General features: G+C 39.0%; 14 protein-coding genes. 3 read left to right on the plus strand and 11 right to left on the minus strand.

Annotated features, from left to right (window positions below; all coding sequences use genetic code 11):
- Positions 1-298: 298 nt before the first annotated feature.
- The 9 genes from HMPREF2637_RS00180 to HMPREF2637_RS00220 form a co-directional block, all read right to left on the minus strand.
- Positions 299-877, minus strand: coding sequence for a hypothetical protein (locus HMPREF2637_RS00180; RefSeq protein WP_064524941.1), 579 nt, complete (start codon positions 875-877; stop codon positions 299-301).
- 223 nt (positions 878-1,100) lie between these two features.
- Positions 1,101-1,730 (minus strand): hypothetical protein, encoded by a 630-nt coding sequence (locus HMPREF2637_RS00185; RefSeq protein WP_064524937.1) that lies wholly within the window; start codon positions 1,728-1,730, stop codon positions 1,101-1,103.
- 63 nt (positions 1,731-1,793) lie between these two features.
- Complete coding sequence (gene der / locus HMPREF2637_RS00190) at positions 1,794-3,104, minus strand: ribosome biogenesis GTPase Der (RefSeq protein WP_070838881.1); 1,311 nt, start codon at positions 3,102-3,104, stop codon at positions 1,794-1,796.
- A gap of 104 nt (positions 3,105-3,208) precedes the next feature.
- Positions 3,209-4,111 carry a primosomal protein DnaI gene (dnaI, locus tag HMPREF2637_RS00195; protein WP_002883792.1) on the minus strand — a complete coding sequence of 301 codons (903 nt, stop codon included), beginning with the start codon at positions 4,109-4,111 and terminating at the stop codon, positions 3,209-3,211.
- A gap of 3 nt (positions 4,112-4,114) precedes the next feature.
- On the minus strand, positions 4,115-5,290 hold the full coding sequence (locus tag HMPREF2637_RS00200; RefSeq protein WP_064524931.1) for a DnaD domain protein: 1,176 nt from the start codon (positions 5,288-5,290) through the stop codon (positions 4,115-4,117).
- Complete coding sequence (gene nrdR / locus HMPREF2637_RS00205; RefSeq protein WP_002883820.1) at positions 5,287-5,766, minus strand: transcriptional regulator NrdR; 480 nt, start codon at positions 5,764-5,766, stop codon at positions 5,287-5,289. The genes HMPREF2637_RS00200 and nrdR overlap by 4 nt, the downstream gene beginning before the upstream one ends.
- Positions 5,767-5,887: 121 nt before the next feature.
- Positions 5,888-7,417 (minus strand): HAMP domain-containing sensor histidine kinase, encoded by a 1,530-nt coding sequence (locus HMPREF2637_RS00210; RefSeq protein WP_002889963.1) that lies wholly within the window; start codon positions 7,415-7,417, stop codon positions 5,888-5,890.
- The gene (locus tag HMPREF2637_RS00215; protein ID WP_002883757.1) at positions 7,414-8,103 is read right to left on the minus strand and encodes a response regulator transcription factor; all 690 of its coding nucleotides are present in this window, start codon (positions 8,101-8,103) and stop codon (positions 7,414-7,416) included. Before HMPREF2637_RS00215 ends, HMPREF2637_RS00210 begins: the two co-directional genes overlap by 4 nt.
- 155 nt (positions 8,104-8,258) lie before the next feature.
- The gene (locus HMPREF2637_RS00220; RefSeq protein WP_064524925.1) at positions 8,259-8,795 is read right to left on the minus strand and encodes a DUF177 domain-containing protein; all 537 of its coding nucleotides are present in this window, start codon (positions 8,793-8,795) and stop codon (positions 8,259-8,261) included.
- 298 nt (positions 8,796-9,093) lie between these two features.
- Here HMPREF2637_RS00220 and rsmG point away from each other — a divergent pair, with 298 nt between their 5' ends.
- The 3 genes from rsmG to HMPREF2637_RS00235 all read left to right on the plus strand — a co-directional run bounded on the left by rsmG (position 9,094) and on the right by HMPREF2637_RS00235 (position 11,951).
- Positions 9,094-9,807, plus strand: a complete 714-nt coding sequence (rsmG, locus tag HMPREF2637_RS00225; RefSeq protein WP_002889960.1) for a 16S rRNA (guanine(527)-N(7))-methyltransferase RsmG — start codon at positions 9,094-9,096, stop codon at positions 9,805-9,807.
- 68 nt (positions 9,808-9,875) lie between these two features.
- Entirely contained in the window at positions 9,876-11,240 is a 1,365-nt protein-coding gene (locus tag HMPREF2637_RS00230; RefSeq protein ID WP_081260152.1) for a TrkH family potassium uptake protein, read from the plus strand.
- Between the two features lie 39 nt (positions 11,241-11,279).
- Positions 11,280-11,951: a potassium channel family protein gene (locus tag HMPREF2637_RS00235; RefSeq protein ID WP_064524923.1), complete on the plus strand. Its 672-nt coding sequence runs from the start codon at positions 11,280-11,282 to the stop codon at positions 11,949-11,951.
- A gap of 88 nt (positions 11,952-12,039) precedes the next feature.
- Here the strand turns inward: HMPREF2637_RS00235 and HMPREF2637_RS00240 are convergent, their stop codons facing one another.
- Both HMPREF2637_RS00240 and HMPREF2637_RS00245 read right to left on the minus strand, forming a co-directional pair.
- The gene (locus HMPREF2637_RS00240) at positions 12,040-12,870 is read right to left on the minus strand and encodes an energy-coupling factor transporter transmembrane component T family protein (RefSeq protein ID WP_064524920.1); all 831 of its coding nucleotides are present in this window, start codon (positions 12,868-12,870) and stop codon (positions 12,040-12,042) included.
- Entirely contained in the window at positions 12,863-14,539 is a 1,677-nt protein-coding gene (locus HMPREF2637_RS00245; RefSeq protein ID WP_064524918.1) for an ABC transporter ATP-binding protein, read from the minus strand. Before HMPREF2637_RS00245 ends, HMPREF2637_RS00240 begins: the two co-directional genes overlap by 8 nt.
- Positions 14,540-14,583: the final 44 nt, after the last annotated feature.

Genomic DNA, 14,583 nt, shown 5'->3' on the forward strand with positions numbered 1-14,583 from the left:
CTACCCAAAATCGGTAAAATTGTTTATGCCATATTATTGTAACACCTTATCAAAAAAATCACTATGTAAGGTGTTGGTTTTGTGTACACTTTTTACACTAAACTTTAGCTCAAAAAAAGACAATTTCCTTCGTTTGACATATGGAACTCAAACTATTTTTCATCAAATACCTTGATATACTTGACAAATGGTAGAAAAGGACTTAGTCTTGTACAATAAAGAACTAAATCCCTTACTCAAATTATCTTTCTAACTTTTTAGGCTAAGTATAATAACCTCTGATAACTTTTATTTTTACCTACTTGTTAACTTTTATAAAATACAAATTACTTGGTCCTATCGACGAATCTATTTGAGAAATAGAAATCATACCTTTATTCAGATTAAATTTCGACGTAGAGTGGTATTCCCATTTATTTTTATTTTTCTCCGATCTACTATAAAAATAAATTTTTGAATTTTTCTTATTTATAGTTCCCTTAGCAGAGTACCAAGAGATGGTCTTAGAGCTTTCATCTACATTATAAAACTTATCCTTTTCATAATAATCTTTTTCCTTTTTAAAATCACTTTCTTTAAAATATTTAAGACTAGTAATCATCTGAAAAGAATTTCCCTTAATTACAAGTTCAACATTATATTCCCCACTTGGATAAGAGTACAATGATTTTCGGCTATTATCAGTTAGTGTCCACACACCATCTACACTATTCTTAATCGAATAGACATAATATGCTCCAAATGAAATTGCAGAGATTACTAGAACGACCAATAAACTACAGATTACCAATCTATTCTTTCGTTTAGTCTTAATTGGTACCTGAGAATTATATTTTGAGTAATTAGCCAAATTATTTTGATTGTAATCTTTTTCCATAGATATCTCCTTTGTTATATATTCTTAATTATAGCATAAACAATTTATCTAGAATGCAAACAATCAATACAGATTAAAAATAAATTTATTAATAATACATTCAATTATTCACAATTCTTTTAGAACTTACAATGTTTCTATCTCAAAAATAGATTTTAATAACTTCATACCAAGTAAATAATCTAACTGATAGTAAAAAATTAAATATTTAAACCAAAGTTTTTTAGTTTCGATTAGCTTCCTCGTAGTATGGTTTCAACTTATAGAACCCATCAGCGAGTTCTTCTACCAACTCTTCCATTGTTTCACTAGCAGTCACTGTCACATCATACTTGACTAACACCTTACGAACACGACCATCTCTAACTGCTTCTTTAAGCATCTGGCGATTCTCTTCAGTTCCTTCCACACGATGACTGACACCATCTTCTTGAGCAAAATAGTAAAGTGGAAAAGCAATCGGTAAGTCTAGGACCTTATGTTGCTTAGCTAGAGTGGTATCTGATTTTTTACGTTCGACAAAGCTAACTTCTACTGAAATCCCCCATTTTTCAGGCTGACCATAAAGTCGAATCGCCATAGCAACATCGTCTAAACTATCCTCAGGGGCCCTGTAATAGCACCAAAAGTGCGGGCGACATATTTGTGCCTGATTGGCCCAATTACTGACACGATCCATCTTAAAGGGTGCCAAACGCTCCTCTAGAAGTTTTGCTAAAGTCTGCATCTCCTTACGAGCTGCTTGACCAAGCGCCTTGAGGTCTTCCATCTCTTCCTGATGTGGACCGGCTTTTTCAGGTTTGATATACTTAACTCCCTGTTTTGACAAATAAGCTTGAACATTTTCTAACATCGTTTTCTCCTTACAATGATAAAAGACCAACCCATAAAGATTCTATTCTGGTTGGTCTCTTTTTTATTTACGTTTACGAGCAATCAAATGAATTGGTGTTCCCTCGAAACCAAAGGCTTGACGAATTTGATTTTCCAAGAAACGCATGTATGAGAAGTGCATAAGCTCTTCTTCATTGACAAAGATAACAAATGTTGGTGGTTTAACCGAAACTTGTGTACCATAGAAAATCTTAAGGCGTTTTCCTTTGTCAGTTGGTGTTGGGTTGATGGCAATGGCATCCATGATAACATCATTCAAAACAGCCGATGAAATACGACGATTTTGACTCTCACTGATGCGTTTAATCATCTCTGGCAACTTGTTAAGACGTTGTTTCGTCTCAGCCGATACAAAGATAATTGGTGCATAGCTCAAAAATTGGAACTGATCACGGATATCTGCTTCCCAGTTAGCAACGGTATGATTGTCTTTCTTAATCGTATCCCATTTGTTAACTACGATGATAATCCCTTTACCAGCTTCATGGGCAAAACCAGCGATACGCTTGTCATACTCACGGATACCTTCTTCGGCATTAATAACCATAAGGACGATATCAGAACGGTCAATAGCACGCATTGAACGCATGACAGAGTATTTTTCTGTGTTTTCATAAACCTTACCAGATTTACGCATACCAGCGGTGTCAATCATGGTATACTCTTGACCTTCACTGTCCACAAAGTTTGTATCAATGGCATCTCGAGTCGTACCAGCAATCGGGCTAGCAATCACTCGGTCCTCGCCCAAAATGGCGTTAATCAAGCTTGATTTTCCGACGTTTGGACGTCCAATCAAACTAAAACGAATGATATCTGTATTTTCTTCTTCAACTTCTGTTGGAAGATTTTCAACGATAGCATCGAGAACATCCCCTGTACCGATACCGTGAACAGATGAAACTGGATAAGGATCACCAAGACCTAGAGAATAAAAATCATAGATATCTGCACGCATCTCAGGGTTATCCACTTTATTTACCGCCAAGATAACTGGCTTGTTGGTCTTATAGAGAATACGAGCAACGTACTCGTCCGCATCTGTCACGCCTTCCTTACCTGAGACGACAAAGACAATAACGTCAGCTTCAGTCATGGCAATGTCAGCTTGGTGCTTAATTTGTTCCATAAATGGTGCATCAACATCATCGATACCACCAGTATCAATCAAGCTAAACTGGCGATTAAGCCATTCAGCAGAGGTATAAATACGGTCACGTGTTACCCCTTCAACGTCTTCGACGATAGAGATACGTTCACCCGCAATTCGGTTAAATAGGGTCGATTTCCCAACGTTTGGGCGACCCACGATAGCAACTGTAGGTAATGTCATATGTTTAAGTCCCTGATTAAATAGGGATTCCTTTCTTCATTTAGCAGTCTCACTTCCACCAAGGAAAGCAAACTCTCTTATTCTTTATTATTAATAGATTCAACTTAACGGCGATTAACACCCTTCAAGTGAACCTCTTTGGCAAGAAAACGAATACGCTCCATCACACGTTTGGCCTGCCAAGTCTCGTCTCCTTGACGTCCATTGGATAGCTTAGCTTCTAGATCCGCAAAACTATAGTTAGACGTAAAGAAGGTAGGCAGCTCCTCAATCATGCGATGCTGGAGTATAACTTGCAAAACATCATCTCTAATCCAAGAAGAGAATTGTTCTGCACCAATATCATCTAGAACCAAAACTTCCGCCTGTTTGACAGCATCAATTTGCTCCTTGACAGAACCATCCTTGATTCCATTTTTAACATCAATAGTAAATGATGGGTAATGAATAATGGTCGTCGCAACCTTCTTGGTCTCTGAAAGTTCATGAGCCATAGCAGCCAACATGAAGGATTTTCCAACCCCCATGTCTCCGTAGATATAAAGGCCTTTCTGGTCTGGACTAGGGTAATTCGCCACAAAATCCACGAGACTCTCAAAGGTATCAACACGAGCCACATCATCTAGAGCAATGTCCGCAAAGGTAATCTTACGATAAGACTGAGGCAGACTCACCAAATTAATCCGTTTAGCAATAGCCTGCTGTTCTTGTTGCTCTTTGAGCTGACGCGTCTCCTTATAGGTGACATCAGCGTAGCCTTCATTCATGGTCAGAATCGGTTCATACCCTTTGGCAATATACGAGGCATCACCTTCCTTTACCTTACGGCATTCCACCAGGAATTGATTAAACTTAGGAAGACTACGCTTGATTTCATCCTGGCTTAGGCTATGCTCTTGAATAAAGCTAGCCACTCTTGGATCCGCTAAAATTTGCTTCGTTAAATCTGTTGCATTGCCAGACCCATGATGCCCTGTTCGGTTTAGGGTTTGTCCAACTCTTTCCATAGGCTACTCCTTTCCTTTTTCTAGTTTTGCCAAAGCTCGACGTCTAATTTCATCCAACTTGGCCTGATCAGCCTGACTGGTTTGATTATCATAATCTGGATTACTCCAGCTCGGCACATTTGTTTTCTTCTTAGAATCAGCTTTTGCTTGCTGTGATTTCTTATCGTAACCACTACGCAAAGCTAAAAGCCCCTGTTCAGCAGTGACGATATTCTTAAAAGCAAAGTCGTTGGCAAGTTTAGAGATATACTCTCGATTCACATTCGTCGAACGTGTCCGTCCCAAACTGTAGGCAACCATAAGGTTAATGACCTCATCCATAAAGCCTCTTTGTGCCAAATCCGTGAGAATCTGCTTCTCAGAATTAGTCACAGTCCCGCTTGGGCCTTTAGCACTTTGCAAGTAATCTATAGGCTTTTCGGACCTAACCGCTTTAAGAATCTTTTTCTCCGTCTCCGTCAAAGCAGAATCACCACCCAATGTTTGAGCTTGAGCCTGTTCTAATTGCACCTGCATACGCTTGACAATAATCTGGTGGTTCACGGCTGTCTTTTTCGCTAAGAGATAGGTATCATACCAATTCATGCCATGAGTCTCAGACAATTTATAGATTTCTGGCACATCTGTCTTTTCATCTGTAAATACAAGCCCATCAGCCTGCATACGATTCCTGAAACTGGTTAAATCAAATGAATTTTTAGGCTTGATTTCAGACACAGATTTTTGAGCCAAACGCTCATCGGTAAAGACATCCGAAAAACGTTTAGATAAATCTAGCAAGCCTTGTAGACCTGCCGGTTTCAAAGCGTCTACTGCTGGTTCACTAATCTTTTGCTCGAGAAGTGAACTATAAACAGCATGTTTTAGAAACTGCTCAATTGATAAGGGAGACTTAAGCTCTATAACATAAAAACCTTGGGGTGACTGGTAAAAAGCCAAGAGATCTACTGCTGTCAGAACCGCCAGTGCTTCCTGAAGGGGCTGCATTCCAAAGTTAAGGTGGTTCAGAATAGCTGCAAACTTATGGCGGTGATTACCATTGTCATAAAAAGCCACGAAATACTGGTAGAGAGCATATCCCTCACTCCCAATAATAGGATAATAGCAACGCATCAAACTTGCCTGATCGGGAACGATAACCTGATTGCCAACATAGACAAATTCTTCAATAGGTCTCATTTTTTAGACTCTTTTTTCGCACGTACAGTTTTGGTGATTTCTTGAAGTAACTCTTCAATCTCATCAACATCTTTGAAAGAACGGTAGACACTAGCAAAACGTACATAAGTAATTTCATCAAGGTCAGCGAGTTCTTTCATCACTAAATTCCCAATGACATCACTATCAACCTCTCCATCATGGTTACGGCGAATATTTTGCTCAATACGGGTGATGGCATTTTCGATATCCTCACTAGAAACCGGACGCTTCTGAGCACTCATCAAGATACCATTAAAAATCTTATCGCGAGAGAATTGTTCACGAGTACCGTCTTTTTTGACAACCAAAAGTGGAACTTCTTCCACACGCTCAAAAGTTGTAAAACGAGCATGACAAGAATCACACTCACGACGACGACGAATGGTATTCCCATCCTCTGCCTGACGGCTATCGATAACACTAGATTTATTATGTTGACATTTTGGACAACGCATGCACTTCACCACCAATCTTTGAAATTCGGTACTCTATTTTACCATAAAAACACACAAAAAGCACGCTCTAAACGAGGCGTGCTCACGACCAAGAATCACTCTAAGACTCTTATAAATTGATTTAAAGCTCAAGTTGAGGTGTCGTCGTTTCTCCATCCGCAAATGGAATGTAAAGGTCGAAACGTGTTCCAACACCAAGTTCAGAACTAACATCGATACGGCAGCGATAAGCTTCCACAATTTGGTAAAGGATTGACAAACCAATACCGACACCAGATTGCGTTGTCGTACGATTACGTGCCTTATCTGAACGATAGAAACGTTCAAAGATATGCTCAATATCTTCTTTAGAAATCCCTTCACCATTATCTTGTACTTGTACCAACATTTCATCTTCTAGAGCCTTAATTGTAACCTGGATTTCCTTGTTAACAGGAGAATACTTGACCGCATTATCAATCAAAATAGTAATCGCCTGTTCAAAGTGTTGGCTGTAAATCTGTGCTGGACGCTCTGAGCTCTCAAAATCATTGAGATAGAATTGGTAATCTTCATGCAAGACACGGAAGTTACCAATAACCGTACGGATTGAAGAATTCAAATCACACGTATCATTTCTATGATTTTCAAATGATCCTTTGACACGGATAGAATCCAACATATCATTAATCATAATCGTCATACGGTTGGCCTCGTGACTTGCAGCCTCAAGACTCTCCTCAAGAATCTCAGGGTCATTTTTACCCCAACGTTGCAAGAGGTCCATATGGCCCTTGATAACCGCAATCGGCGTACGTAATTCATGACTGACGTCACTCAAGAAACGCATCTGCATCTGATTATTTTCTTGGATTTTATCCATCATACGGTTAAAGTTAACCGCCAAATCACCAATTTCATCGTGACTTTCAATCTTAGAACGAAGTTCCAAATCACTTGGCGAATCGGTGATAACTCCCATCGTTTCGTGCAACTGTCTCATCGGACGAAGAATAGATGTCAAGACAACCACAGTTGCTGCGATAACTAGGACCGTCATCCCCACTTCTAGGAAAATCAATAAGAAAATCAAACGCTCTTTCAGAGCATAGTAGAATTCCAAATCATGGAAAATCTGGGCATAACCAACGATGGTCTTTTTATCCTTACCGTAAATTGGAACTTGTAGTAAGAAACCACGCTTTCCTTTATAGGACACTGACTTCAGTTTGTTTACTTCAGACATGCCTGGAGGAGAGTCTGTGTTTTCCTCAGAAGTAAAGATAAACGTTCCCTTTTTGTCATAAACAAAAACAGATTGGTTAGAAAATAATTTATTAGAAATTGCAACTTGACCATCCAAAGAGTGCTTTTCAGAAAGCACACCATTAATGATTGATGCATAGATATTTTTAGGCGAATAAAGGGCCGCTAAAAGCGGTTCTGGACTCAACTCTTCATCAGAATCCCAGTCCTTTTCGATATAAGTAACAACTTTCGAAATTGTGTTATTTACATTTTGACGTTCACGTTGCAAAAGAAGCGTATTGGCCGAGAAAACAACAACCAGAGTGAACATCGACAATACAAGAAAGAAGACCACAGCAGTTGTCATGGTCAACTTTTTTCTAATGGTTACTTTACCAAATAATTTATCTTGTAATTTACTCATTTTTCACGGATAACGTAACCCATTCCTCGCACTGTTTGAATGTATGATTCCTTACCTGGAACATCGATTTTTCCACGCAAGTAACGAATATAGACATCTACAACGTTTGTTTCGATTGCATCATCATATTTCCAAACTTGAAGCAAGAGTTCCTCACGGGTCATCACTTGGTTCATATTGCTCAAAAGTGTGTTCAACAAATCAAACTCACGTTTTGTCAATGGAATTGCTTCATCACCACGAACAACTGTACGGTTTTGAACATCCAATTTCAAATCACGATAAGTTGACGCTTTAGCTGGTGCATTCTTAGCAGCTTCGATATCTTGGCGACGGAAGGTTGCTCGAATACGTGCCAATAGTTCTTCAATCGCAAAAGGTTTTACAATATAGTCATCAGCACCACGGTCCAAACCAGCAACAATGTCCATGATTGAATCGCGGGCTGTCATCATCATAATATAAGTATCTTTTTCTTGTTGGAGACGACGTGTTACTTCAAAACCGTCCATCTCAGGCAACATAAGGTCCAAGAGAATAAGATCGAAATCTTTCTCGAGTGCCATTTCAAGTCCTTCACGTCCGTTGTCTGCTGTCACAACGTCGTATCCTTCGTGTTGAAGTTCAAGAGAGACAAAACGAGCAAGGTTTTTCTCATCTTCAACAATCAAAATGCGTTTGCTCATAATAAGTATTTACCACTTTCTTAAAATTTTTTGACTTCTATTTCCCTTAAAAAGTCTGTAGATTTACCCTATAAATAAATCCGAAAATTAACTTCTAATGATATAATAATACAGATTTTTAAAATTGTCAAACATTTTTAGTTTATTTTTTTGAATTAATTTTCGTCAAATAGACCGTTCAATTGGGCAAAGGGATTACTTGCCTCTTTTTTCTCCTGTTGAAGTGCGGCAAAGTCCTCTTCTGACAAGACTTCCCAGTCATTCCCTGAGAGCGAAATTTTTCCTGATTCTTCCTCAGGTGTTAATACTCTCAAAGGAATATTAAGAAGAATATTATCTAGAATACTCTCATCAAGATTAATGGTATCCCCATCCAAGATAAGAACTAGATTTTCTTCGACTAATTCCTTTTGAAGAGCAGCATCTGCCTCTTGTATAAAGGTTTCTGAAACCGGATAGTTAAAGCTAAGTGTCACAGGTTCAAGTGAACGGCTAGATGGCAAGGTAATATCATAGCTAAGTTGATAGTCCAAAAGGTACAAGCCATTATCATAGGCTACCTGACCACTTGCTTGAATCTGTTCAAGATTTAAAACTTGATCATAGCGTTCTTTAATAGACTCCAACAAAGAAGGTGCTTCGGTAAAGGCGAGCCCCTCTGGAGACTTTCTAACTTCTGAAAGATAAATCATTCTTAATCCTCAAATTAAATTTCCCCATAGGGATCTATTTTCAATCCACAAGACCATAATCCCCTACATTCACTTTTCATTAGAGAGCATGATTATGATTTTAGACTTAATTAGTATTATATCAAATTTTTAAGAAAAAATAACACCTTTAATATTACATATTTCTTAAACTTAGAACTTTTTTCAAAGCTAATGAGAAACTTACTCAGACCCAGTTTCCATCTGTCCTATAGAGTTAGATGAAAGCTCTTAATTATGGTAAAATAAGAGCATTGAAACTAGATAAAAGGAATATATAATGACACCTGAAGATTTTTACAAGGCTCTGAAAGAACTGGGGTTCGATCTCAGCCAAAAACAAAAAGACCAATTCCAACGCTACTTTGAACTTTTGGTAGAATGGAACGAAAAGATCAACCTTACTGCAATCACAGAAAGAGACGAGGTCTACCTCAAACATTTCTATGATTCTTTGGCTCCTGTTCTTCAAGGGCATATTAAAAATCAAAGTATTCGACTTCTGGATATCGGAGCTGGAGCTGGATTTCCAAGTCTCCCTATGAAAATCCTTTGCCCTGAGCTTGATGTGACTATCATCGACTCTCTTAATAAACGCATCAATTTCCTCAATCTCTTGGCTGATGAACTTGAGCTCAGCGGTGTTCACTTCTATCATGGACGTGCAGAGGATTTTGGACAAGACAAGGCCTTCCGTGCTCAGTTTGATATTGTTACTGCCCGTGCCGTCGCACGCATGCAGGTTCTCTCAGAATTGACTATTCCTTTCTTGAAGGTTGGTGGACAACTTATTGCACTTAAAGCTGCAGCAGCTGATGAAGAGTTAGCCGATGCTAAAAATGCCTTGAACTTGCTTTTTGCCAAGCCTATTCTCAACGAGAACTACAGACTGCCAAATGGGGATGGACGTAATGTCACTATTGTCGATAAGAAAAAAGAAACCCCTAATAAGTACCCACGTCGTGCTGGAATTCCTAACAAGAAGCCGCTATAACGTTTATCCAAGGAGGTGTCTTACTCCTTGGATTATTATTTACTCTTATGATAACTCGGAGGTTTTCATTGATCAATCGTCTTTCTGTCACGCAAAAGCTTGTGCTCAGCTTTGTCTTTGTCATTATAGTGGGGAGTATTTTACTTAGCCTTCCTATAAGCCACTATGCTAATAGTCCAGAAACAAGCTACCTGGATCATCTCTTCAATACTGTGTCAATGGTCTGTGTAACTGGACTTTCTGTTGTCCCGGTCAGTAAGGCTTACAATGGTCTCGGTCAAATTTTCTCTATGCTTCTCATGCAGACGGGAGGACTTGGGCTCGTCTCTCTTATAGCCTTTAGCACCTATACCCTGAAAAATAAATTAGGACTGAGTGATCAAGATCTCCTTCAATCCGCACTTAGCAGGGATAACCAAAAAGATTTGAAAGCTTATCTTTTTAAGGTCTATAAAATTACTTTTTCTATTGAAGCTTTAGCAGCCCTTGTGATTATGACTGATTTCATTCCTCGTTTTGGACTTGGTCATGGCATTTTTAATAGTCTCTTTCTAGCTGTCTCTGCCTTTTGTAATGCTGGATTTGACAACTTAGGTTCTAACAGTTTACAGGATTATGCAACCAATCCAACCATTAACCTTGCTGTAGCTTTTCTCATTATGTCTGGAAGTTTGGGATTTGCAGTTTGGATTGATTTGATTCAACTATTGCGACGTTATATTAAAGATCGTCCTAGGAACTGGAAATTAGCTTGTAGGCCTTTCAGCAATCAAAGCCGTCTTGTTCTTATAAGTACAGGCTGTCTCCTCTTGGGAGGAACACTACTTGCTTGGTTACTGGAAATGGATAACTCTAAGACAATCGGTACTCTCAATGTCTGGCAACAACTTCTGGTGAGTTTCTTTCAGACTGTAACCATGCGTACCGCTGGCTTTGCAACTATTTCCTATACCAATGCCGATTTCTCCACAAATCTTCTTTTTATGATTCAAATGATTATTGGGGGTGGTCCTGGAGGAACTGCGGGTGGTATCAAGGTGACAACTGCCTCTATCATGTTCCTGCTTTTTAAGTCAGAGCTATCTGGTAACTCGAGCGTTGTTTTTCGAAATCGTATTATATCTAATAAGACTGTTTTGCAAGCATTCACAGTTATCCTCTTTTTCTTAACAATGCTATTTGTCGGCTATGTTATTTTGCTGGAGACTAATCCTACACTATCGCCCCTAGGCCTACTTTTTGAGAGTGTGTCAGCCATTGCTACCGTTGGTGTTTCAATGGATTTGACCCCTAATCTAAATACTCTAGGACGACTCGTTATCATGTCTCTGATGTTCATTGGCCGTGTTGGACCTATCACTGTTCTCTTGAGCTTGATGACAAAAAAAGAAAAGCATGTCTCTTATGCCCCAACTGATATTTCAGTTGGCTAAACAATTTTATTCATTGACAATATTCTGAAAGGATTTTATATGAAAACACAAATTATTGGGGTCCTCGGTTTGGGAATCTTTGGACAAACCATTGCAACCGAACTCTCCTCTTTTGGACAAGACGTTATTGCCTTAGATAATAACTCTACAACAATTGATTCCCTTGCTGATCAGGTGACTAAGGCCGCTGTTGGTGACATTACTGACATTGACTTTCTTCGTTCTGCTGGTATTGATACTTGCGATACAGTCATTATCGCAACTGGAGAACACTTAGAATCTTCTGCACTGGCGCTCCTGCAATGTAAAAAACTTGGCATTACAAATATTATTGCTAAAGCTATGAATAACAATTATGAGGAAGTCCTTTACGGAATGGGGGCCAACTTGGTCATCACTCCTGAGCGTAGCACAGCAAAAGACTTGGCTTCAAACATCCTCCGTTATAACATTTCAAATGTTTTTCATTTAGAGGACGACGTGGCTTTAATTGAACTTAAAATTCCAAAAGAATGGGCTGGAAAGTCCTTGCATACATTAAATCTAAGACAAAATTATAACGTCAACGTTATTGGTTTTAGAGATGAGCAAAATGGCAAGTTAAACACTCACTTTGACCCAAGTAAGAAACTACCTGACGAAGGAATCATCCTAGTTGTCGCCGACAATCGGACACTAGAAAAATTTGATTATTTAGGCTATTTGAAATAACAAAAAAACGTTCCAATCTCGTTCATCTGGACAAGACGGGAACGTTTTTTATTATGCTTAATGACAGATTTTCTCTGTGCTAAGAGCATTATCCCCATGGATTATAAAAACGACCATGATTGAAGAAAATTAATCCAATACTAATCCCCAATATAAGGATAGCTGATAGGATGACAAGGTAATCTTGTTTCATCAAAGATTTATGAACATACCATGTACGTTTTTTGTAGCGACCAAATCGTCGTAATTCCATAGCTGTCGATATGGTATCAATACGTTCGAGTGAAGAAAAAATCAGTGGAAGAACAATTTGAAGATTCCCGCGAATGCGTTTGACCAATCCCACCTTTTGCGACAAATCCAAACCACGAGCCTCCTGAGCCTTTCGAATCGTAAAGAATTCTTCTTGAACATCTGGAATATAACGCAAGGTTAAACTCACGGAATAGGCAAATTTATAAGGAACCCCAATTTGATTTAGGCTAGCCGCAAACTGACTCGGATGAGTGGTCATAAGAAAAAGAATGGCAAGAGGGACCGTTGAAAAATACTTGAGCAATAGATTTGCAAGGTAAAAAAGCTCCTGACTGGTTAGATAGAAACGCCACCAGCCTTCAATAATAACTGTCTTAGCCCCATAAATTTCTTCACCATAGCCAGGTGCGAAAAGGTAGACCATAAGTAAATTAAAGAGAGCAATCGATCCAATAATCTTAACAACGAATGAAATATCTCGCCAACGAATCTTGGCCAAATAAAAGAGATAAATAGAAAGTAAGCCTACTGCTAGAATAAAACGTGGGTCATAGGTTGCCATACAAGCAACTGAAACCAAGATAAAGAAAAGCATCTTACTTGCCCCAGACAAATCATAGAGGAAACCTTGACCTGACTGATAACCAATTAAACGATTAGACATTAGGGCCTCCTTTTTCGATATAATACTGGGTTACTTCTACTGGATCACTTGACAATTTCTGACCCAAAGTATAAAGAGATGTCTGCTTGAGATTAGCTGACTCAAGTAAATCCTTCTGATTAAGAATTGTAACAGGATTGTCGTCTGCAATGATTTTCCCCTCAACCACAACGAGACAACGATCACTATATTCCAACATGAGCTGCATGTCATGGGTAATCATCACAATGGTATGGCCTTGCTTCTGAAGACTGTCCAAGAAATTCATGATATCCGTGTAAGTCTTGTAATCTTGACCAGCTGTTGGCTCATCCAAGATAATGATTTCAGGTTTCAAGACCAAGATAGACGCAATGGTCACACGCTTTTTCTGACCAAAGGAAAGCGCAGAAATAGGCCATTTACGAAAACTATAGAGGCCACAAGTCTTCAGGACCTCATGAACACGCTCTTCAACCTCAGTTTCTTCGATTCCTCGCAAGCGTAAACCTAGAGCCACTTCATCAAAAATCATAGTTTGGCTAATCATCTGATTAGGGTTTTGCAAAACAAAGCCTATACGCTCTGAACGCTCAGCAATGCTATCCTGACTGATATCCTGACCCTTGTAAGTTAATTTCCCTTGACTAGGGACAAAACCGCATAGAGCTTTAGCAAGCGTCGACTTTCCAGCTCCATTTTTACCGACAATCGCTAGTCGCTCACCTTTTTTCAAGCTAAAAGACATATCCTCTATAATCGCTGGATTATCCCCATAGGAAACGCTAAGCCCCTCAACCTTCAAAATAGAATCACTTGAACTGTCTCTTTTATCTTTCAAAACTCTATCTGGCAGAACAAGGCCAGATAAGTCTAAAGCATCCAATTGACTAAGATTTTGTGCATCTCTTGTGTCAAATCCTAACTGACGTAAAACCGTCACATATAGAGGTTCGCGAATCCCATTTTCCAGTAAGAGAGTACTTGATAAAAGCTCATCTGGGCTACCGTTAAAGAGGAGAGTGCCATCATTGACCAGTAAAATCCGGTCAACAGGACGATAAAGAACATCTTCTAGACGATGCTCAATAATAATTGTTGTAGCTCCCACCTCTTTGTGGATTTTATCAATGAGGTCAATGGTTTCCTGTCCTGATTTAGGATCTAAATTTGCTAGAGGCTCATCAAATAAAAGAATAGGACTCTCATCAATCAAGACTCCAGCCAAACTAACTCGTTGTTTTTGGCCACCTGATAAGTCTTGAGGGCGGTGATTCAAAAGAGAAGTCAAGTCTAGACGTTCAGCCCAGAGAGCTACCTTATCCTTCATCTTACTTTGATTAGCACAATCATTTTCCAAGGCAAAAGCCAAATCCTCGGCTACTGTTAAGCCAATAAACTGACCATCTGGATCTTGCAATACCGTAGATACTAACTGTGACTTATCATAGATAGATTGCTTGAAAATATTCTGTCCAGCTATCCTTACCTGGCCTTGTGCCTGGCCTTTATGGATATTAGGTATGATACCATTGAGACACTGAGCCAGGGTCGACTTTCCGCTACCAGAAGGGCCTAGAATGAGCACTTTCTCGCCTTTGACAATATCAAAGCTGATATCTTTAAGCGTCGCTTCTGCTTGCGCATCATATTGAAATGTAAACTGATTAAAACTAATGTATTTATCCATGTTTCTACTAAAAAAGAGAGGAGGTATCAATGCAAACTGACAGT

The sequence above is a fragment of the Streptococcus sp. HMSC065H07 genome (assembly GCF_001837325.1).
GTDB lineage: Bacteria > Bacillota > Bacilli > Lactobacillales > Streptococcaceae > Streptococcus > Streptococcus salivarius_H.